Origin of the sequence: Paenibacillus sp. RC73 (assembly GCF_044908085.1) — a bacterium.
GTDB classification, from domain to species: Bacteria; Bacillota; Bacilli; order Paenibacillales; family Paenibacillaceae; genus Paenibacillus; species Paenibacillus terrae_A.
The window spans coordinates 636830-658736 of sequence record NZ_JBIYCV010000003.1; the positions used below are offsets into that span (position 1 = coordinate 636830).

General features: G+C 44.5%; 15 protein-coding genes. 11 read left to right on the forward strand and 4 right to left on the reverse strand.

From position 1 onward, the window contains the following. Positions 1–680: 680 nt before the first annotated feature. From ABH897_RS09740 to ABH897_RS09755, 4 genes are all read left to right on the forward strand, one after another. Positions 681–1889: a hypothetical protein gene (locus ABH897_RS09740; protein ID WP_404591706.1), complete on the forward strand. Its 1209-nt coding sequence runs from the start codon at positions 681–683 to the stop codon at positions 1887–1889. Beyond that, positions 1889–2560: a hypothetical protein gene (locus tag ABH897_RS09745; protein WP_404591708.1), complete on the forward strand. Its 672-nt coding sequence runs from the start codon at positions 1889–1891 to the stop codon at positions 2558–2560. Before ABH897_RS09740 ends, ABH897_RS09745 begins: the two co-directional genes overlap by 1 nt. 376 nt (positions 2561–2936) lie before the next feature. Next, positions 2937–3206, forward strand: coding sequence for a hypothetical protein (locus tag ABH897_RS09750; RefSeq protein ID WP_404591710.1), 270 nt, complete (start codon positions 2937–2939; stop codon positions 3204–3206). 413 nt (positions 3207–3619) lie between these two features. After that, positions 3620–5017, forward strand: coding sequence for a helix-turn-helix domain-containing protein (locus ABH897_RS09755; RefSeq protein ID WP_404591712.1), 1398 nt, complete (start codon positions 3620–3622; stop codon positions 5015–5017). A 100-nt stretch (positions 5018–5117) separates the two neighbouring features. On the opposite strand, the gene ABH897_RS09760 is transcribed toward ABH897_RS09755, so the two are convergent. After that, a complete protein-coding gene (locus ABH897_RS09760; protein ID WP_404591714.1) occupies positions 5118–5489 on the reverse strand; it encodes a helix-turn-helix domain-containing protein in 372 nt (123 codons plus the stop codon). A 258-nt stretch (positions 5490–5747) separates the two neighbouring features. Between ABH897_RS09760 and ABH897_RS09765 the strand changes: the two genes are divergently transcribed. Together ABH897_RS09765 and ABH897_RS09770 are read left to right on the forward strand one after the other, a co-directional pair. Beyond that, on the forward strand, positions 5748–7169 hold the full coding sequence (locus ABH897_RS09765) for a DNA-binding protein (protein ID WP_404591716.1): 1422 nt from the start codon (positions 5748–5750) through the stop codon (positions 7167–7169). Between the two features lie 245 nt (positions 7170–7414). Then, on the forward strand, positions 7415–7639 hold the full coding sequence (locus tag ABH897_RS09770; protein WP_283653504.1) for an aspartyl-phosphate phosphatase Spo0E family protein: 225 nt from the start codon (positions 7415–7417) through the stop codon (positions 7637–7639). 231 nt (positions 7640–7870) lie between these two features. On the opposite strand, the gene ABH897_RS09775 is transcribed toward ABH897_RS09770, so the two are convergent. Then, positions 7871–8683 carry a flagellar motor protein MotB gene (locus tag ABH897_RS09775; RefSeq protein WP_404519473.1) on the reverse strand — a complete coding sequence of 271 codons (813 nt, stop codon included), beginning with the start codon at positions 8681–8683 and terminating at the stop codon, positions 7871–7873. Next, a complete protein-coding gene (locus ABH897_RS09780) occupies positions 8667–9494 on the reverse strand; it encodes a flagellar motor protein (RefSeq protein WP_404519474.1) in 828 nt (275 codons plus the stop codon). Before ABH897_RS09780 ends, ABH897_RS09775 begins: the two co-directional genes overlap by 17 nt. Before the next feature lie 208 nt (positions 9495–9702). Between ABH897_RS09780 and uvrB the strand changes: the two genes are divergently transcribed. The 3 genes from uvrB (at position 9703) to ABH897_RS09795 (ending at position 16348) form a co-directional block, all read left to right on the forward strand. Next, a complete protein-coding gene (uvrB, locus tag ABH897_RS09785) occupies positions 9703–11694 on the forward strand; it encodes an excinuclease ABC subunit UvrB (protein WP_404580881.1) in 1992 nt (663 codons plus the stop codon). 169 nt (positions 11695–11863) lie between these two features. Next, positions 11864–14725, forward strand: coding sequence for an excinuclease ABC subunit UvrA (gene uvrA, locus ABH897_RS09790; RefSeq protein ID WP_404591718.1), 2862 nt, complete (start codon positions 11864–11866; stop codon positions 14723–14725). Positions 14726–15133: 408 nt separating this feature from the next. Next, entirely contained in the window at positions 15134–16348 is a 1215-nt protein-coding gene (locus ABH897_RS09795) for a hypothetical protein (protein WP_404591720.1), read from the forward strand. 157 nt (positions 16349–16505) lie between these two features. Here the strand turns inward: ABH897_RS09795 and ABH897_RS09800 are convergent, their stop codons facing one another. Beyond that, positions 16506–18131, reverse strand: a complete 1626-nt coding sequence (locus tag ABH897_RS09800) for a nitrite/sulfite reductase (RefSeq protein ID WP_404519479.1) — start codon at positions 18129–18131, stop codon at positions 16506–16508. Between the two features lie 343 nt (positions 18132–18474). Between ABH897_RS09800 and ABH897_RS09805 the strand changes: the two genes are divergently transcribed. Together ABH897_RS09805 and ABH897_RS09810 are read left to right on the forward strand one after the other, a co-directional pair. Beyond that, on the forward strand, positions 18475–19716 hold the full coding sequence (locus ABH897_RS09805) for a S1C family serine protease (protein ID WP_283653499.1): 1242 nt from the start codon (positions 18475–18477) through the stop codon (positions 19714–19716). A 48-nt stretch (positions 19717–19764) separates the two neighbouring features. Continuing rightward, a complete protein-coding gene (locus ABH897_RS09810) occupies positions 19765–21678 on the forward strand; it encodes a stalk domain-containing protein (RefSeq protein WP_404591722.1) in 1914 nt (637 codons plus the stop codon). Positions 21679–21907 lie beyond the last annotated feature (229 nt).

The window sequence follows — 21907 nt, forward strand, 5'->3', positions numbered from 1 at the left end:
ATTTTGTAAAAAAAGAGATGATTTGTTTATTTTCATCGTTCTTGTAACACATCAAGAATTATAATTTCTTTAGAGTTGGTGGGAAGGAGGATAGGCCTTTAAGATGAATAACCGTGCATGATTGATAGCAACTGGCTTAGTGGATGAAGGGACGACTATCAGAAGGAACTTGCTAAAAGCGACTCGCATTTTAACAAAGGAGTTAAAACTACTTGTTTGAAAGGAGTTCGTAGGTATTGAAATAGTTTTATAGAGGGGCTGATCTGTTGTGTACCTCATGCTCAAAGGACATAAGGTAGTGTCGCATTTTGGAATAAATTATCTTGTTTTTTTTATTAGACGATCCAAAACCAAACCAACAAGATACCAGAAACCTAGTGTAGTCAAGTATACAACTACTATTGAAATATCTGCTTCTCGTACAAATCGAAATGATTCGTAAATCCAAACCAACGGACTAATAATAGCCAATAGTATATTGTAGTCGTCGTATCCTGAAATGTTTACAATAATTACTAAAATTGAGATTAGGACCAACCAAAAGCGAAATGATTTCATTGACCATACCTCCAAACAAATATTTACAGTTAACATAACATATAGTCGTCGTAGTTGCAAAAAAATAATACAACTAAGTATACACTTACTTCTTGGATAGTATGAGCTAATATTCATTAAACATGAAAGAAGGTCAAGTGATGAAAATAAATAAGACGGTTGTAACAATCGGGACTACCATTCTCTTAATTTCCTCTGTAGTACCTGCTGCTCTAGCATTAAATGCTGCCTCAAAAGATTCGACAGGCTTTGTTAAACCAACCATATCGTCGCTTAAAGATTTAGATCATGTCGAAGTATTGAAATCAATGAATAACGCTCTAACAGTCAACTTATCAGTGTATGGTGACTCGGATAGCCGGGTAAAACAAACTGAATATTTGAAAACATTAAATGGTAACGAGTTATTTGAAACACTCGGCGAGCTTTCAATTTACGACGAGCCAAATTTTGAAAAATATGCAGAATCCATTTTACCCTATTTAAAAAAACAATGGCAGGGAAAAGTGCCTGCTGGAGTCTCAGATATCGTAACTGACCAAGAGTATAATTCAAAATTAAGAGCGTTTATTATAGATATACTGGCTAATGGTAACAAATTGGATAAAAGAAGTCTCGAGAAGATTAAAACCGTTGTAGAAAATAAGAGTGAGGACGAAAATCTTCGAAGATATGCTTTATTGCAACTGGAGCCACAAAAAGATGCTGCATTAAGTGCTGAAGAAAAGTCTATTAATTTGAAAGCAATATTTGATGATTCTAATGAATCTGTTCAAGTAAGGTCCGCCGCAATTACAGCTATGCGGAGGTTAAACGATCCTAATTTTAAAGGGGTCTTATCTTCTTTAGGCAAAAGTGAGAACGCGAATGATCCTTTACTTCGCACTTTGGTTACAAGCGCTGCAAAAGCCGGAGAGCTAGAAAATTATACGGAAGTTGTGAAGAAAATTCTTAATGAAACTAAGGATGAGCAAGTTTTTGGAAGTACAATATACGCGCTTGGTGTTTCTGGTGGTGAGGAAGCAGTAAATCTAGTTGTACAGCATCAGGGGAAGTTTAAGGGCAATGCAGAGGAAATTGGTAAGTACTCCTTACTAAGAAATTTGAACACCATTTCATCCATGTTGAAGAGCCAATCTGATGATAAAACCATAACAGCTTTAAAAGCATCAGAAATTATCAATTATGGAGAAGTGTACCCTGACATAAAAGAAATCCATAAAAATTCCAAAAACTCAGAGGTTATCAAATCAGCAGAACACGCTTTAGAGACGATTATACCGGAAAATCTTATTGATGAGTTTAATACCAAGAAGTGGGAGGGGAAATAATGATGCATAATATTTCGCTTCTAAATAAAAAAGTACTGATAGCTATACTACTTCCACTATTAGTTTTAGTAGGAGCTAGTTACACTCACGCGGCAGATAGAGGTGATGCAGGATATAGAGAGGGGGGATGGCTTACTTTTGGAAGTGACCATGGTGGCGTACGCGGAAATAGTGGTGTGGTTTATGAAATTAGGGGCATTGCCAGTGGGGTTGTATTGAGTGATTTTAATAGCTTTAAATCTGGTAAAACATTCTATGGATTTTATACCAATCCTTCTATAACAGATTCGAAAAGAGGTTATATTGTAAGCACAGTTGCTGCAATGACCGCCGATCCAGACATTTCTTATACTGCTCAAGCGCAACTTATGCATGACGATCATCGCTCATCATCCTACGTCCATGTTGATGAAATCACAGATATACGTTGCGATGGGGTTATCGAGTATGCCTATGAATATAATGATGTTTATGTTTGGGGGCCATCTAGTACTGGAACAAACTCAGGGAATCCAACAGATTTTGATATATCAAGTAAAGTAAATGTACAATACCATGCAAATTTAGGATATGATGAGCCTTGGATTGAAGTTAGTCCAAGGGTACAGTGTGGAGCGGCAACCGTAAATAACCCTACTAGATGGACTCAATTACGCCCAAGAACCTCGTAAAATCACATGATTTAAACTGATAGAGTACTATATAATATTTCAATGAAAGATATTCCACTATTCTATCTGACTCCATTCGGCATAGAAACAATCAATTTTATTTGAGGCTTCTTCATTATGGATTCCATAAAGGAGCGAACATTGCGCCTGCTTACCAATGACAGCATAAGTGCCAGTGCCGCAGCTGCGTTGGTATCTTTAGGAACAGACTTGCTTGCTTCAAGCTTAGACAACTATAACGGTTCACGCGGTACTACGCTTAATCTGCATTGGTTGCCAGCTACTTATTATACAGTTAATTCTAACTAAAATTTTCGCTAAACACCTTATTTTTACTATAATATTTTATATTCTGTAAAAGAAGGAATGGATGATTATGAACCCAACTTTTTATGTCACTGCTTTTCTGATGGTTTATGCTCTTTTGGGCGTTGCTGCTGTCCTGTTCATATTTAAGCGTTCAAAGCAGCCAGCACGAAGAAGTGCCCAATTCGTTGTTGGTCTCATTGGATTGGTGGCATTGTATGCGCTTATCAAAGCTTTTAACAATGCCGGTAGCTCCGATTCATATCCTTATTTTTCCATAGTGGTATTTGTGATTGTTGCAGCAGCAGCATCCAAGTATCTCAGAAGAAAAAGTAATTAGCTCCATACGCGTTCCTGGGGAAGTTTAATTTCCCCAGGAACGTATTTTTATTTTTTCAGGGAAGCGTCCTCTGCCGGTTCTTTTTTTATCTCCAGCTTTTGGCTCCTTCGTTTCGTTATTGCTTTCATGCTACTTAACTTCTTTTTATCTGTCCAACTAACTATAGCCGATCCACAGATTCAATTTATATTGGATGAAGGATTTAAACGTTATGTACTTCATTAAACTTTTCAATTATCACGGGAATCGTTAAAAAAAGACTTCTTTCTAAGGCATCATAAATTAAAGTGACTATATAGACCATATATTTCACTATTTACGTGATTTTGTATTGAAATGAATTACCTAAAGGATAGGGTTTACATATAAAGTATCACTGATAATATGTCTAAAACTTATTGAGGAGGATTAGCATGGAACATACACCTACGATCCGCTCAAAGATAGAGACAGAATTGAAGCAAAGGGGCTATACATTTAGCAGTTTTAGTAAAATCTCCGGTATTAACCGTGGCACATTCAGTGCCATGCTTAACAGCAACCCACCCAAGCCGATCTCCGTTCGACAGATGGATCTGATTACTCAGGCGCTGGGGTATCCTGACGGTTGGCTATATGAGTTGTACATAGATGAATGCTTTTACGAAGGAAAAGGGCACTGGAAGCGGATTAAGCCGTTTCTGTTGCGTTGTGTGGAGCTAGGAAGACAGGACTTCATTCAAAAGGTATTGTCGAGGCTAACAGAGGATTTGTCCTATGTGCCGACCATATTTCAGTTTGCAGAAGAACTACACTCGGCAGTAAAGGAAAAGGAATCTGTCCCCTTTTATGAGTGTGTAGTAGAGAACGAAAGATATTACCATTCGGAGCGGCTAGCGATTAGTCAGTATAGGTTATTTTCTTACTCTTTAAGCAAAGATCTGGAGAATAATTGCCAACTGGCTATTAAATTCGCTCCTTTTCGTAAGAATTTACCTGAGAATCATCAACTGGATGCTTTATTAAAGCTGGCAAATGTATACTTTCAAGATTATGACTGTGAGACATCTATACAATACGCAAAAGAACTTGAGGTACTTGCCACAAATGTTTATCAGCAGCAAGTTCAAGCAAGAATAAAAAAACGTGAAGTAAAATCTCTAAACACGGAAAGACATCTAATCGTGTATTATGGTCAAGCATATTTAATGCAAGGGAACATGCTTGAAAAACAAGGGCTATACGAAAAAGCTATGGGATTCATCCCTTTTTATGAAGATTTAATTGACTGTGACTGGCTAGATGAGCTTGGAATACTAGAGGCGCGGAAATTTAAAATGTGGGCTAAAGCAAACCGTTTGAATTTAGAAATTCTAATTGGAGATATGACTAGATTACCCGCCTATGTTGAACTTATTAGGAATAATCCTCAGGAAATATTACATGGGTTATTGACCATTATGGAATCGGCTAATAATTACAATCACTCCATAGACGATATTCTGCTCCTTTTTGCTGAAAATATTAATGAATTTAGGGACTTGCGTACAAATATTTCTTACTATCATACAAATTACAATCTGGTAACCTATTCTCGCTTTTTTCTTGAGCTTAGTCGCTACTATTTTAATAAAGGGAGCTACTTTGAGGCAATAGACAGTATGTTGAATAGTCTCAAAGCATCCTCACAGTTAAACGATAAGGCTTACTATATCAAGTCCATTACGCTATTGTTTGAGAAATATAAGGATCATTCGACACATGAACAGCAGACAGAATATGAAAAAGTGATTAAAGAAGTGAAGTGTAACATTAAGCAGATGACTTCTTAGAACATAAAAGGGCTATGTAACCTACTACTAAGGTAGAGTAACATAGCCCTTTTGAAATATTATGTTCATGACCAATCGGGAAAAAAATAAATTTTTTTCGTTATTCGCTGGACTCATCGGGGTTACTTGCTGTAAGCCCGCTTTCTGAAGAGGTGAACAGTTCCTTCAATATCCGATATGCCTTATTTTGATCGGCTTCATTCTGCTGGGAGAGTAAATGAACACATTCCCATATCCAGGGCTGACTTTTGAGTTCTTCATATGGGTTGAAGTCAAAAAATGCAAATACGTTTGTTTCCAGCGCTTCGGCTATTTTCTCCAAAGTTTTAATCTGTACATTGACCTCACCGCGCTCCAATTTGCCGATATAGGAGCCTGTTGAATCGGATGCTTCCGCCAGTTGTTCTTGTGTAATACCACGCAACGTCCGAAATTGGCGGATTTTCGCTCCTATGAGTTTTGTTGTTTCCATAGACATCCACACTCCTATAGTATGAGTGTAGACAAAGGTAGATCAAGCGTGGAGGTAATTGTATTGCCTAAATAGTATAATATTAAGTTCTTGTAAAGACTATTAAACACACATTAAATTCCAATATATATTAAAACGGTGTAAAAAAAAGGGGTTGACCATCATCCAGTTTATTCATATAATTTCTAGTATATTGTAATTGTTTGTCGAGGAGGGTGATTTTTTAAAATCATCTGAATACGCCGGGGGGTGTTTTTATTGGAAAATGCAACCACGATTCGTTCGGAAATTGAGAAAGAATTAAAACTTGGTGGATACACTTTTAATAGTTTTGGACAAGCTACGGGTCTTAATCGGGGCATATTTAGTGCTATGCTTAACGGAAATCCGCCTAAACCTATCTCTGTAAGACAAATGGATTTGATTACTAAAGCGCTTAACTATCCAGAGGACTGGTTGTATGACCTATACGTAGATGAATGCTTTTACGATGGAAGACCTCATTGGAAAAGGGTTAAACCATTCCTGATTCGTTGTGTTGAGGTGGGCAATCTGCGGTGCGTGGAGAAGGTGCTTTCACGGTTAATGGAAGATCTTAACCACATTCCAACGATCTTTGCTTTGGCAGAGGAACTGTATGAGGAAGGGAAGCTGCAAGAAGCAGTTCCTTTCTATGAATGTGTAATCGAAAATGAGAAGTACCAACATTCCGAGAGGTTGGCCATCAGTCACTATAAATTGTTTGTAGCTTCAATAGGTCAAGATTTGGAGAGGAATTTGGAATCAGTATTGAGATTCATTCCCTACCGTAATCGTTTACCTGAAAATTATCATTTAGATGCTTTATTGAAGTTAGCCAATATTTACTTTAGTCTCCACCAATGGAAAGAGGTCGAGAGATACGCTGACGAACTACGAAATCTAGCGACAATTGTATATAAAAATGAAATTCAGAAGCGAAAAAATGTAGGTAAATTTAGACTGTTAGAGACTGAAAGACCGCTCGTTGTTTACTATGGTCAAGGTTATTTACTCAAAGGCAACGCTTTGGAACTACAGGGAATGTATGAAAAAGCAATGGAGTATATTGAAGGCTATGCTGATTTAAGTTGGTTTGAAGGACTAGATGAACTAGGGTTAGAAGAAGTAGAACTCCTCAAATTATGGGCAGAAGCAAATAAACTTAATTTAAAGGTTCTAATGGGTGAAAAGGGTAGTTTACCTTTGTATGTTAATTTTCTTAAGGCAAATCCCCTTGAAGTATTGCCTGGTTTGCTTACTATCGTAGAATCTGCTATTAAACATAATTTCTGCATTGATACTATCCTTTTCGATTTCTCGGATGAAATCAAAGGCTTCAATGATAGTTTTTCTCTGGATAGTGGATATTATCAGTTAGCGCCAACTGTAGACAGATATGCTGATCTACATTACAAACTGGCAATTTACTATTTTAGTAATGATAAAATCTATCAAGGCCTAGATTGTATTTTAGAAAGTCTGAAATTTTACAAAAATATTAATAACAAAACGAAATTTGTAGAATGTGTTGCTTTGTTTGAAAAGTTTAGAAAAAACTCCACATCTCAGCACAAAACAAATTATGAAACTATAATGGAGGAGATATTAGATGATGAAAAAATTAACGATGCTCTCCTTGTTGGCACTAAGTCTAATTAATTTTGGGAATTTAGATAATATTGTTGTGAATACATTTGGGCATGGAAATGGGAACTATAGCACGTTTGGGCATGGAAATGGACATTAGTAGAATCCACACTCTCCAGGTCAATCCCTAGGGATTGGCTTCTTTGATTTATTCCGTTAAAGGGATGAAATGGGTTTTATTATATTATTAACCTGTAGGGAAGGTATCAGCTTGTAAACTAACTGTAAATACCATACCAAACAGGAGGTTTGTTGATGTGAAATTGAAAGAATTGGAGGATTGCATCGAAGAAAAGCGTAAGGAGTTAAATGATTTGGCGAAAGAGGTGGGATTGAAGGATCGACAGGTGTTGACCAAGTCTATGGAGTTGGATCGGCTCCTTAATTTGTACAGCGATTGGAAATATAGCTATCACAAGCAGAGCATCTCCACAACTTCACCAGTGCGAGAGAAGCAACACGAGTTTGCCTTATCTTATTGATTTTCCAGCATCATGACCAGGCTTTATCTAACTTCACCTTGGCTTCTAATACATAGTGGGAATATAGACTTAAACAAAATAACCTCCCTCATCTCTCGTACGCCGCTCTATACAACGCTGTTCGTACGGTTTATTGTTCTGCGTCATCAGAGCGGAAGCCATGTAGAACTATAAAATGTATACAAAAACCTCCCGGTTCACGTTGAGTGTGACTGAGGAGGTTTTTGGCATTTACTGTTGAAGCTGGCGCAGTACGGTAATTTCGACACGGCGGTTTTTTTGTCGTCCGGCCTCGGTGGTATTATCGCCAACCGGTCGTGTATCGGCATAACCTGCGTATTGAAATTCTGTAGGAGATAATCCTTCTCTGTCTAGAAAGAATCGAAGCACGGATAGCGCCCGTGCCCCGGAAAGCTCCCAGTTGTCCTTGTAGGTCGAAGCGTTCGAAGAGCGTGTGAACGGAATATTGTCCGTATGGCCCTCGATGCTGATCGGCGTTTTCAAATCCCGGAACAGACTGGCCAGCTTGGATAACGTGTTTGCAGAGCCTTGCTTGAGTGCAGCCCTGCCCTGATCGAATAAAAAGCGGTCGTTCAGGGTGATGACAATACCACGTGGCTGATCGGATACGAAAATCTGACCTTGCAACTTATTATCCGAAATATATTGCTCAATGACGCTCATCAGATTTTGCAGTTCTTTTTCCTGCTTGCGAAATGCCTGCTCGCGTTCGGTCAGTTTGGTCGGTCCGGCTGCTTTGTTATCGGATGAAGGTTGCTTGGTTGTGGGCGGATTCTTGCTTGTGTATCGATCCGCCGTACCTGTAATGCCTGAACCTTGCTCCAAAATAGAATCGCCTTTATGGAACGTATCCTGTAGGGATTGAACAACGACATCGTATTTTTTCGCATCCAGGCTGCTCATAGCGTACATCACAACGAAAAAAATGAGCAGCAGTGTGATTAGATCGGCATAGGTAATCATCCAGCGGTCACGATGGTCTCCGCCTCCTTGATGTTGGCGGCGCTTAGCGCGCGCTCTCATGGAAGTCCTCCTTTGGAGCAGCGTCCTCTGAACGTGAGCGACGAGGCGGCTTAGACTCCAGATTTTGCTCTGAACGGATAAAGAACTCCAGTTTTTTGCGTACAAGCTTCGGATTCTCTCCGTTTTGAATGGCGAGAATGCCTTGCAGCAGTAAATCCATCGTGACCATTTCACTTTCGCTGCATGCTCTGATCTTGGATGCGATGGGCAGGAAAATCAGATTGGCGCTGGCAACGCCGTATAGTGTGGCGATAAAAGCGACAGCAATGGACGGTCCAAGCGCTGTCGGCTCGGTCAGGCTGCCGAGTACATGGATCAGGCCCATCACAGTACCGATAATCCCCATCGTAGGGGCATAGCCGCCTGCGGATTCAAATATTTTGGCATATCCTTCGTACTTATGCTCAATGGTATCTAACTCGAGTTCCAGAATTTGTTTAATTTGTTCCTGCTCGGTTCCGTCAATGACCAGTTGAAGACCTTCGCGCAGAAATGCATTCGGATGCTCTGAGGAAATACGCTCCAGCGCAAGCACTCCGGATCGGCGTGAGGTGGCTGCCATGGAAACCAAATCTTCAATATATTGCTCGGAGAGGTCGTTTTCACGGCTAAACGCCATCCGAAGGGCAGCTGGTATGGTTTTCAGCTTGGAGGCGGGATAGCTGATAACAACTGCTGCGAGCGTTCCGCCAAACACAATCAGAGCCGATGTACCCTGAAGCAGCCCTGTAAATTGTCCGCCTTCCCATAAGAAGCCACCGATTAATGCTATGATTCCGGCGATGATGCCCAACACGATGGTGATATCCAAAATTTAATTCACTCCTATTCAAGACTTATCGTTTGCATCCAAGGAAAGAAAGAGGTATAATACGGGAACAAACATTCCTATCCAACCATATTTCCCAAGTATCATTGCTCGGGAAATATCGACATAGGTTTACAGGTAAAGACGTTTCAGCTCGACTGTTGTAGAAACATGATGTTTCCATTTTAGACGATAAGGGTGATGCAGGGCAATGAGTGATATCGTTGTTAGCGATAAGACTTTTGAAATTCAGTCGGAATTCCAACCTCAAGGCGATCAGCCTCATGCCATTCTTGAACTGGTAGAGGGGATTACAAAAGGAAAAAAGCATCAAACACTGTTGGGTGCTACGGGAACGGGTAAGACGTTTACCATCGCACAGACGATTGCCAAATTGAATCGGCCTACTCTGGTTATTGCGCATAACAAGACTTTGGCTGCCCAACTGGCGAGTGAGTTTAAGGATTTTTTTCCGAATAACTCAGTCGATTATTTTGTCAGTTACTATGATTACTACCAACCGGAAGCATACATTCCGTCTTCCGATACGTATATTGAGAAGGATTCCAGCATCAACGAGGAGATTGATAAACTTCGCCACTCAGCCACAAGCTCTCTGTTTGAGCGTCGTGACGTTATTATTGTAGCGAGTGTCTCCTGCATTTATGGTCTGGGTTCCCCGAAAGAATATTCAAGCCTGCTGCTCTCGCTTAGAGTCGGCATGGAGAAACCCCGCAATCAGATTTTGTCCCGCTTGGTCGATATTCAATATCAGCGGAACGATATCAACTTCGTGCGGGGTACTTTCCGTGTACGGGGGGATGTTGTTGAAATATTCCCGGCTTCCCATGGGGAACACGCTATACGGGTAGAACTGTTCGGGGATGAAATTGAACGGATCACCGAGATTAATGTGCTTACGGGTGAATTGATCGGTGAACGTGATCATATTGCCATTTTCCCTGCATCTCACTTCGTTACTCATGAGGATACGATGAAGATAGCACTGGTCAACATTGAACGTGAGCTTGAAGAGCGGTTAGTGGAGCTGAAGGAACAAGGGAAGCTGCTGGAGGCACAACGTTTGGAGCAACGTACCCGCTATGATATCGAGATGATGAAAGAGGTTGGTTTTTGTTCCGGCGTCGAGAACTACTCAGGTCCACTGACATTCCGCGAGCGGGGGGCGACACCGTATACGTTGATGGATTATTTTCCGGATGATATGCTGATCGTGATTGATGAGTCTCATGTTACGTTGCCGCAGATTCGGGCGATGTATAATGGTGACCAGGCGCGTAAGAATGTACTGGTGGACCATGGTTTCCGTCTGCCATCTGCGTTGGATAACCGCCCGCTGAAGTTTGAAGAGTTCGAGGACAAGGTGAGTCAGATCGTCTACGTATCAGCTACACCAGGCCCCTATGAGCTGGAGAAATGCGAAACGACTGTACAACAGATCATCCGACCTACAGGCCTGCTTGATCCCATCATCGAGGTTCGTCCAAGCAAGGGACAGATCGACGATCTCATTAGCGAGATACGGCTTCGTATGGAGCGTGAGGAGCGGGTACTGGTCACCACGCTTACCAAGAAGATGTCTGAGGATCTGACCGACTATTTAAAAGAAGTGGGTATCAAGGTCCGGTATATGCATTCAGACATTAAGACACTGGAGCGGATGGCGATTTTACGGGACCTCCGCTTGGGTACCTTTGATGTACTGATTGGGATCAACCTGTTGCGGGAAGGACTGGATTTGCCAGAAGTATCACTGGTGACGATTTTGGATGCGGACAAGGAAGGTTTCCTGCGTTCCGAACGTTCGCTCATTCAAACCATTGGACGGGCAGCACGGAATAGCGATGGTCGTGTTATTATGTACGGTGACAAAATTACGGATTCTATGGATAAAGCGATAAAAGAAACCGAACGCCGCCGTGCGATTCAAATTCAGTATAATGAAGACCATGGCATTACCCCGCAAACGATTCGTAAAAAGATTCGTGATGTCATTGAAGCGACCAAGGTGGCCGAGGCACGTAATGATTACCTTCCTGGCGAGACAGGTAAACTTTCCAAGAAGGAGCGTCAGTCGCTGATTCAGCGTTTGGAAGCGGAGATGAAGGATGCCGCCAAGAATCTTCAGTTCGAACGGGCTGCCGAGTTGCGTGACGCTTTGTTGGAGCTACGGGCTGACTAAGCTTTCAGGGGCGGCTAGTAGCGCGAACACATTGAAAATGAAATGGATGATTGCTTTTGAAAATAGAGAGGGCGGCCCATGCGGTCGTTCTCTTTGCGATATATCACTTGCATGGGGTATTCCATTGCAGTATAGCATGACGTGAACTATGGCTAAGGAGATGAAACATTTGGCGAATGAAAGCATCATCATCAAAGGCGCAAGGGCGCATAATCTCAAAAATATTGACGTGACTATCCCAAGGGACAAATTTGTCGTTCTCACGGGGCTAAGTGGCTCAGGTAAATCGTCACTGGCTTTCGATACGATCTATGCAGAAGGACAGCGGCGTTATGTGGAGTCTTTATCTGCGTATGCGCGTCAGTTCCTGGGACAGATGGAGAAGCCGGACGTGGATTCCATTGACGGACTGTCTCCTGCGATTTCCATTGACCAAAAGACTACGAGCCGTAATCCGCGTTCTACTGTCGGTACGGTTACAGAGATTTATGACTATTTGCGGCTGTTGTTTGCCCGAATTGGTCACCCTCATTGTCCTGAACATGGCATTGAAATTACATCACAAACGGTTGAACAAATGGTGGACCGCATTTTGCAATACCCTGAAAAGACAAGGCTGCAGATTTTGGCCCCATTGGTTTCGGGACGCAAAGGTGAGCATAAAACGCTATTCGCGGATATTGCCAAGCAAGGCTTTGTACGGGTGCGTGTCAATGGTGAACTGCGTGAATTGTCCGAAAAGATCGAGCTGGAGAAAAACAAGAAGCATTCCATTGAAGTGGTTGTAGACCGGATCGTAGTGAAGGAGGATGTGCGTACACGTCTGTCCGACTCTATTGAGACAGCATTGAACCTTTCAGGAGGTCAGTTGCTGGTGGACATGATGGGACAAGAAGAGCTGCGCTTCAGTTCTAATTTTGCCTGCCCGATCTGTGGTTTCAGTATAGACGAGCTGTCGCCACGGATGTTTTCTTTTAACAGTCCGTTCGGTGCTTGCCCGGATTGTGACGGATTGGGCGTTAAAATGGTGGTCGACCCCGACCTGCTCATTCCTGATCCAGAGAAAAGTGTAGAAGATGGAGCATTTCAGGCGTGGAGTGGAGGAACTTCCACCTATTATCCGCAATTTTTGCAGTCCGTATGCGAGCATTATAGTATTCCACAGAACATTCCTGTCAGCCAGCTGACCACGGAACAGATGAACACCATATTAAATGGAACGGGTGACCAGAAGATCCGATTCCGTTATGAAAATGATTTTGGACAACGCAAGGAAGCCTACGTGACCTTCGAGGGAATTATCCCGAATCTGGAGCGTCGTTATCGTGACACAGCTTCTGACGGTATCCGTGAATTTATTGAAGGATTTATGAGCGCAAAGCCGTGTAACACCTGTAAGGGACACCGTTTGAAGAAAGAAACTCTGGCGGTGACTATTCAGGAGCGTAACATTGCCTATGTAACTGATTTGTCCATCGGCGAAGCGTCTCAATTTTTCAAAACGCTGGTGTTGAGTGAGAAGGAACAGTCCATTGCCAATCTCATTTTTAAGGAAATTAACAGTCGTTTGGGATTTCTCGTTAATGTTGGATTGGAGTACCTGACCTTAAGTCGTGCAGCGGGCACGTTATCCGGTGGTGAGGCACAACGTATCCGGTTGGCGACACAGATCGGTTCCAGCCTGATGGGTGTACTGTATATTTTGGACGAGCCAAGCATCGGGTTGCATCAGCGGGATAATGACCGCCTGATTAGTGCATTGGAGCATATGCGGAATCTCGGGAATACGCTGATTGTGGTGGAGCATGACGAAGATACGATGATGGCGGCCGATTATATTATTGATATCGGTCCGGGGGCCGGAATCCACGGCGGAATGATCATGTCACAGGGGACTCCGCAGGAAGTCATGGAAGACCCGAATTCCTTAACCGGGCAATATTTGAGCGGACGCAAGTTCATTCCGGTCAATACCGAACGGCGCAAGCCTACGGATAAGTGGCTGGAGGTCCGCGGGGCCAAGGAGAACAATCTCAAAAATTTGAATGTTAAAATCCCGTTAGGTGTTTTCACGGCTGTTACTGGCGTATCCGGTTCTGGGAAGTCAACGCTGGTCAACGAAATTCTATACAAAACTCTGGCGCGCGATCTGAACCGGGCCAGAGTGCGTCCAGGTCAACATAAGGAAATTCGCGGGCTTGAAAATATCGATAAGGTCGTTGAGATTGATCAGTCTCCGATCGGCCGCACGCCGCGTTCAAATCCTGCAACCTATACCGGGGTATTTGATGATATTCGTGATTTATTTTCAAAAACAAATGAGGCCAAGGTCCGAGGCTACCAAAAAGGTCGCTTTAGCTTTAACATTAAGGGTGGTCGCTGCGAGGCTTGCAAGGGCGACGGCATTATCAAGATTGAAATGCACTTTCTGCCGGATGTATACGTTCCGTGTGAAGTATGCAAGGGTAAACGCTATAATCGGGAAACTCTTGAAGTGAAGTACAAAAGTAAAAGTATTGCCGATGTGCTGGAGATGACGGTAGAGGATGCGACAGAGTTTTTTGAAAATATTCCGAAGATTCATCGCAAGATTCAGACGCTGCTGGATGTAGGTTTGGGATATATCAAGCTGGGACAGCCTGCGACTACCTTGTCCGGGGGCGAAGCGCAGCGCGTGAAGCTGGCTTCCGAACTGTATCGTCGCAGCACGGGTAAGACGATTTACATTTTGGACGAGCCGACAACGGGTCTGCATGTTCACGATATTGACCGATTGCTGACGGTGCTGCATCGTTTGGTCGATTCGGGAGAAACAGTACTGGTCATCGAGCATAATCTGGATGTGATTAAAACAGCCGATTATCTGATTGATTTGGGACCGGAAGGCGGTAGCGGCGGTGGAACGATTTTGGCTACTGGAACACCTGAGCAGCTCGTGAAGGTCGAAGAATCCTATACAGGACGGTATTTGAAGCCGATCCTTGAACGGGATACACAGCGCAGCCAGGCGCTTCAGACAGCCGATCTGTAGACGTCATTTAATGTAAGTTTTGTAAGCCCCACACAGGTATGAAGGCAGAATACGAATTAGCGTATTCATTCCTTTGCCTTGGTGGGGCTTTATTTTGTAAAAAAAGAGAACTTTTATCCAAATCTTGCGTTAAAGCATGTGACACATAGTTTACCAAGCGCTGGAATAATAAATCTATACGTATATTCATCGGTAGAAAGTCTCTGAGCAGTCTCCATTTTGGAGTTTCAAATGTTTGGGCTCGGGCTTGAAGAGGTAAATATATAACTCATGATTGTATAGCATCGCATGAAGTTCCGTGCCCACGTGACAACCATTACAAGTTGAAGCGAAACCGTTTGTAGTCTTATCACATCTAAGGTTTTTAAAAACATCTCTGAGGTAAAGTCATGAAGGGAGCTGGAACGTTTGAAGGGAACGCGAAACGGGTTTCTACGAACACGTGTTTATTCATGGACAGCAGGAGTTGCTTTAGCGACATTGGTCATGGGGTTTAGCGCTATTCCGTCTTATGCATCCGAGGTGTCCGAAGCGGCCGTGCCCAAGCAAGCTGAGATTGAAACAAGCGCAGCGATTGGAAGCTTTGAGGATGAAGGGAACCCACACAATTATATTCAGCCCGCAGCGAATGGTGGATTTCTGGTACTGAACATCGAAGACAACACTGAGGCAAGCGTGGCGCATGTCACGTACGGTAAGCTGGACAGCTCGCTGGAGGGTGTGTGGAAGCATGAGCTGGATCTGAACGTGCAGTCTGGTGCAAGCAGTAGGGGAGTCCAGCGGGAGACGTCGGATGGTGGCTCGCTGTTGCTTATTGACTACACGAAGCCGGATGGGATACGGGAGTTACAGGCTTCACGGTTGAATGTGGACGGGAATGCCGTGTGGTCCAGAACATTACAAACGGATGGCTTGGCATCCCATGGACAAAACTCTCTTATAGGTTTGGAACCGCTTGCGGACGGCGGATTTCTTGTATCCTCTCTGAACCGGGATGAGCAAGCATTTACCGTACTCAAATACTCAGAAGCTGGTGAGGAGCTGTGGAATCGAACGAAGGACGGGGTGACTTCGGGTTGGTTGGTTGGCAATCACGATGGATATTATGCACTTATGAACAGTCCTCATGGCCCGGTAGGAGTACAGGCAGATGTGTACGGACGGGAAATCCGTAACATCAATTTTGACCTGGGCTCTGGTAAAGACATTGCAGAAGTACGCGAGTTGCCTGGCGGCCATATTGCCGTGACAGGGCTTAAAGGGAACAGCAAGCGTACACAGATTTTGAGCAACGGACTGCAATTGTTCGGTGATACAGAGGATTATCCGACTGACCGGGTATATCTGCCGGAGGAGCAGGTGTACGTTCGGTTTAGTGACCGATATGATCCGCTGGGAAGCACCACGAAGATGCATGGGATCACCATCACTGGCTTGAAAGGAAACGGTGCGAAGGTTTGGGAAACCACTACCCATTACAAGGAAGACAATTCCTTCGGCATCCGATATGACACAGGACTCATATACAAAATACCGACAGGCTATGCAGTGGTGACATCCACATCCGGTGGCGCTCATAAACCGGTAGTGCTTGATTTTGCAAAAATATGGATACCGGAATAATCCGGTGTCTTTTTTTTGAAAGCGCAGAAGATGACCTTTTGCAGCCATGTTTTGACCAAAAGGAAACAGCCTGCTTGTATGCGAGATACAAACAGGCTGCCTTGGAAGGCCTATTAGGTTAAGAGAACACATTATAGAAGAGCTTTACTTACAAGCCTCAGGAAGCGACGGTGCTGGACTGCAAAATAGCAGATAGCTTTTCCTGAAAAGTCGGAATGCCTACTCGTTGTACATACGCATAAAAAGTTTCATCGGCGTTTCGATTTTCTTTGTAAAACAGAATCAGTTCTGCCAACACAGGGCCGACCTGATCACCACGTACGCGGCCTTTGAGCGCTTTATTGAACTGAGCACCCGGTCCGAGCGCTCCGCCGACAGCAATATCGAACGCGTCGACCATGCCTTCGGGTGTCTTAATAAGCGAGCCTTGCAGACCAATGTCAGCAATATGCTTTTGTCCGCAGGAATTCGGGCAGCCGATGAAATGAATGCGCACTTTTTCATCCAGCTCTACGTGCTGATCCAAATACTCGGCAACGTCAACCGCCCGCTTTTTAGTCTCCACAATCGCCAGATTGCAGAATTCATTCCCGGTGCATGAAACTGTACGGCTCATAAAATGCTTGGGCTGTGGCGTCAGACGTTGCAGCACAGGAGCCTGTAGTAATTCATCCACCTGGTCGTCCGGGACGCCGCTCAGCAAAATATTTTGCGACATGGTCGTACGAATCTGTCCATCACCGTAGCGATCAGCCAGGTTGGCCAGCTCATGCAGCTCGTCAGCATCCAGACGGCCTACGGGCACATTCAGGCCGACATAGTTTAGACCCTGCTGCGCTTGTGGATGCACGCCGTCAAAATAAGCTGCTTGCCAGCCGATCGTTTTATCTTCGCCCCGGCCGGGCATTTCGCCGATATACTCGGTGAGCTTGGCTAAAAACTTTTCCGGGCCCCAATCGGCGATGAGGAATTTCAGGCGAGCATGGTGCCGTTTTTCCCGATAGCCGTAATCACGGAAAATGGTGGTGACTGCAATAGAAACCTTCAAAACTTCATCAGGACGGACAAACAGGTCCAGCGATTGCGCCAAATGCGGCTTGGCGGATAAGCCCCCACCGACCATCGCATGGAAGCCGATGACTTCTTTCCCGTCGATCACTTTAGTGGCTGGCGTAAAGGACAAATCGTTAATTTCAGCCTGCGCGTTATTGTACGTATTACCGGAGATGGACATTTTGTATTTACGCGGCAGATTGGAGAAGTCCCGATTTAATACGAAAAAACGGTTGACTTCATCCACAATGTCTTTGGTGTCGACCAATTCATTCGGATCAATGCCTGCCAAAGGATTGCCAACAATTGTACGCGGGCAGTCGCCACAGGCTTCAAAGGAGTACAAATCGACTTTTTCCAGCCGCTCGAAAATATCAGGTAAGTCTTGAACCGTCAGCCAGTGAAACTGAATAGCCTGACGGGTGGTAACATCAACGAGACCGCGTCCGTACAGCGTGGCTATGTCCGCCAATGCATGTGCCTGCGCTGATGTCATGATACCTGTGTTGATGCGGACACGCATCATGAAATGGCCATCCTTGGGCTTTTGCTGATACACTCCGGCCCATTTGAAACGATCCATATCGTCCGCAGTGATCGAATCGAAGCCTGCGCTCGCATAGTTTTCGATAATGGTGCGTATGACGTCGAGGCCGTCCTTTTCCAGCTTGGCAAATTCGAATTTGTTCAGTTTATCGGGATGAGCGGTCCAGATTGGTTCGTAAGCCATCCTTTTAACCTCCTTCATAAGCGTTGTTTACAGGGATTCAAAGTTATACTTTTTATTTCCGACAATAGAACTAAGATATAATGTGATGGTATCATAGTTGGAAGTGCCAGTAAACGAAGGAATGACCCAAACGCTATAACGATTATTTATCGTTTTTGCTTATTTTCTTGATATAAGGATTTGGTAATTTTATAGTATAAATGACATGAGGGGTCATGTTAGCGGCAAACATAGCTTTTTTAGAAAAAGATAGGGCTAAAAGCGATTGTATGCGTGTCTCCTCTATGGTAGATTTGGACTAGCTGATAGAACAGGGTCATGTTAGAGAGGAAAAGGTGAACATATGCGTAAGATGGGGAAAAGGGCGGTCATACTGGCTTTGGGCAGCGCTTTGTGTGTATCTGGAACAGCAGGTGCAGCCAGCAGCGGAACCGCTTTGAAGGCAAAGGTCATTAACGGCGGAGTCTATGTCAATGTAGGCGATATGAATAAAGCATTAGGAACCAGCGGCGCGTATAACAGCGCAAATGGTACATATACGTTATCGGCTGATCGTGTGCCGCAGGTGGTTAAAAACGTATCTCCCTCTGTGGTAGGCATCATCGGCCGCTCAGCAACGGGACAAGCCGTGGCAGGCGGAGATCGGTACAACCTTGCTCACGGCACAGGGGTCATCATTCGGACAGATGGATGGATTGTCACGAATGCGCACGTCATTGAAGGATTAAATGATGCTGTGGTCGTGACATCGGACGGTAAATCCTACGGGATTACAGATAGCTACAGCGATCCGGTCAGTGACCTGGCGTTGGTTAAGATCAAAGCAAGCGGCCTCAAACCTGCTACCCTAGCAGGCTCGCCGAACAATCTCCAGGTGGGAGAGCAGGTAGTGGCTATCGGAACGCCTATCTCTTTTTCCCTGCGTAATTCGGCAACTTCGGGTGTCGTCAGCGGATTGAACCGTGGCGTCAACGCTGCCTATCGACTTATCCAAAGCGATACTGCGATCAATCCTGGTAACAGTGGCGGTCCGCTTGTAAACCTCAAGGGTGAGGTAATCGGGATCAATACAATGAAATTTTCGGCTGTTGGTATTGAAAATATGGGCTTTTCGATTCCTTCGGATACAGTGAAATATGTGATTGCTCAATTTTTCAAGTATGGTGAGGTTCGGCGTGCCAGTCTTGGTCTAGGATTGGAAGAGAGCTGGTCGGCGATCGTGGGGCTGCCTACGGAGGACCCTTTGAAAGTCACAAAAATTACTTCGGCTAGTGCTCTTCAGGCCAAAATCAAGGAAGGCGACGAGCTGTATAGCATAAACGGCAAGCGTGTGGCTTCCGCTATCGACGTCAACGAGTTGCTTAAAAGCTATCAGCCTGGGCAGACGGTGAGCTTGCTTATGCAGACGGACGGCGATATTGTAAAACGCAAGCTGGTACTGTCACAGGATAATGGCGAAATCTATGAATCTATTCAGGGCGGAGAGGATTCTGCGGACTCGGATGAGTCGGCTGGTGATGGCAATGTAGCGCCTTCCAAGGAAGCATCTGAGTCAGTCCAACAGGCGGCCGTTACAGGAAAGTAATTGAAAACGGTGCGTTATGATATCAAATATAGCTAGAGGGAGATTATTGTGAAGCATATTCAAAGAAAAATGATGCATAAGCTGGGAGCTGGCGCCGTTGCATTGTCCGTTCTGCTATCTACTTTGCCGGCAGTTGCGGCGGACAGCGATAAAACGATCTTGGAGCTGCGTCTGCAAGGCGGCAGCAACACAGCCATCGTGAACGGTCAGAATGCAAGTATTGCCAAACCCTATTCGAAAAGCGGTGCACTGATGGTTCCGGCTGGTGTGTTCAAAAAAGCATTTAACAGCAAAATTCGGCTGGCTGAAGATAATGTGGTCAAAATTAGTAGTGGCGCTCACGTCGTATCGCTGACCATCGGGAGCCGCACTGCCTGGGTGAGAGGTCACAAGGTGACACTTCCGGCTCCACCGGAGATGTCATCAGGTATCCTGATGGTTCCGTTGCGTCAAGTAGCAGAAGGTCTCGGGGGCAAGCTGGAGAAGAATGGTGCGGGAATTGTCATTCGGATGGAGGCGCAAGAAGAGGCAGGTAAGGTAGCGGAAGAGACGCCAAGCATCGATAATGATGAGGGAAAGACGCAAATCGGGAACAGCTACTACGATTGGTCCATGAACTATCCGACAGGACTGGTCATCGGTCAGGGTGGCGGTGATGAGAGCATCTCTACATTTATGGACGAGAATAGTGCGTATTATCTGGAAGTGCATACGGCCTTACAGCCGGTTCCGTTGAATGCGGACGACCTTCTCCAACAATTGGTGCAAACCGCCAAGGAGACGGGAGAAATCGTTGTAGATCGAAAATCCTTCCCGAAATCGAAGGTACCTTATGCGCGTGTCATTACGAAGGATGGAGACGGCGTGCTGTGGGAAAACCGTCAGTATTATGACAACGGGCGACTGTACGTCATTTATTTTTCCGATGCCAAAGCAACGAATTATAAGGATCTCGCACAGTATGCGGGTCTGTTAAATTCCTTCAAGACTTCCTTCAATGCACAGGATAAAAGCATTAAAGACCTGTCGACCGTTGTGGGGGGAACACGTGAGGCTGGAAACCCGGACTATGGTGTGTCGCTTAGCATACCGGCAGGTTGGAAAATGGACGATCAGCGGATGCAGTACGAAAGCAACGATGGATCAAGTTTCCGCTTGAAAGTGACCTCAGCTCCGGCTGATGCCAAGTTGGAAAACTGGAGCCAACAGCTGCAAAAGTGGCTGAGTGATTCATTTGTCTCTACAGCTTATGAGGCCCAGAAGACGTATCCACTTGAGGTTGCGGGGGTTCAGGGGCTGGTTCAGGAGTATCGATACAACTTTGGCGACGGATGGGTTAAGGAATACAATGTGCTGATTCAGCAAAATGGATACCGCTATCTGGCTGAATACGCTGTGCCGGAAAAAGTGAGCAAAGGGAATGATCAGTTCAATGCGCTCATTTCCTCGCTTCAAATCGATTTCCAAACTGTAGCGAGCAACTTCGGACAACTGGAAGAGGACGACTATCTGGCAGACAAAACGAAAACGGTCAAAAAGACTTCGAAAGCCTATGAGTACACGGTGAATATTCCACGGTACTGGACAGCGATCAGTGACCAATTTGAATTGGGTGATGTGGAGTACCAGTTTACCGGAGGAAGCTTCTCCATCAAAGTCGATAATGACAAATCGTTCGAGTTAACGGTATCCCAGCTCAAGGACTTTTACGATAAGCAGGGTAAAAGCTACAAAAATCTCAAGGTTGAAGAGGTTAAGGACGTGACGTTCGCCGGGGTTTCGGCAGCTTCCTTTACATTCCACCGCGTGGAAGAAGGCATTGGCTATACAGGCCGCCAAATCGTTCTGGAGCGTGACGGAAAAACGTATACCGTGACAACGACGCTGAATGACGCGAACAATACGGGCGTTCAGTCTAATGCACTGGATTCAACGCTGAATTCGTTTATGTTTGTGAACTAGGAGAAAGAATTAGCGAGTTATGGTGGGGGAGCGCTACGCGTGCCATTTGATCCTGCGATCGCTGTTGACCCGGATTTTTTTGATTGTATAAGGGATTGAATGGTAAAAATCCCGCAAGCGTATGCTTACGAAGTAGCTTTCCTTTGGAAAGCTTTCAGGCGAGCGCTGACGCTTCTCCGGATTCAAATGGCCCGCTCCGCTGGCACCCGCCATAAGATCGCCAATCTTT

Excerpts from the sequence above, each read along its gene's own strand:
- ABH897_RS09760 (WP_404591714.1), bottom strand. The coding sequence starts at position 5,489 with ATGGAAACAACAAAACTCATAGGAGCGAAAATCCGCCAATTTCGGACG.
- ABH897_RS09750 (WP_404591710.1), top strand. The coding sequence starts at position 2,937 with ATGAACCCAACTTTTTATGTCACTGCTTTTCTGATGGTTTATGCTCTT.
- ABH897_RS09745 (WP_404591708.1), top strand. The coding sequence starts at position 1,889 with ATGATGCATAATATTTCGCTTCTAAATAAAAAAGTACTGATAGCTATA.
- ABH897_RS09740 (WP_404591706.1), top strand. The coding sequence starts at position 681 with ATGAAAGAAGGTCAAGTGATGAAAATAAATAAGACGGTTGTAACAATC.
- ABH897_RS09800 (WP_404519479.1), bottom strand. The coding sequence starts at position 18,131 with ATGGCTTACGAACCAATCTGGACCGCTCATCCCGATAAACTGAACAAA.
- ABH897_RS09775 (WP_404519473.1), bottom strand. The coding sequence starts at position 8,683 with ATGAGAGCGCGCGCTAAGCGCCGCCAACATCAAGGAGGCGGAGACCAT.
- uvrB (WP_404580881.1), top strand. The coding sequence starts at position 9,703 with ATGAGTGATATCGTTGTTAGCGATAAGACTTTTGAAATTCAGTCGGAA.
- ABH897_RS09755 (WP_404591712.1), top strand. The coding sequence starts at position 3,620 with ATGGAACATACACCTACGATCCGCTCAAAGATAGAGACAGAATTGAAG.
- ABH897_RS09805 (WP_283653499.1), top strand. The coding sequence starts at position 18,475 with ATGCGTAAGATGGGGAAAAGGGCGGTCATACTGGCTTTGGGCAGCGCT.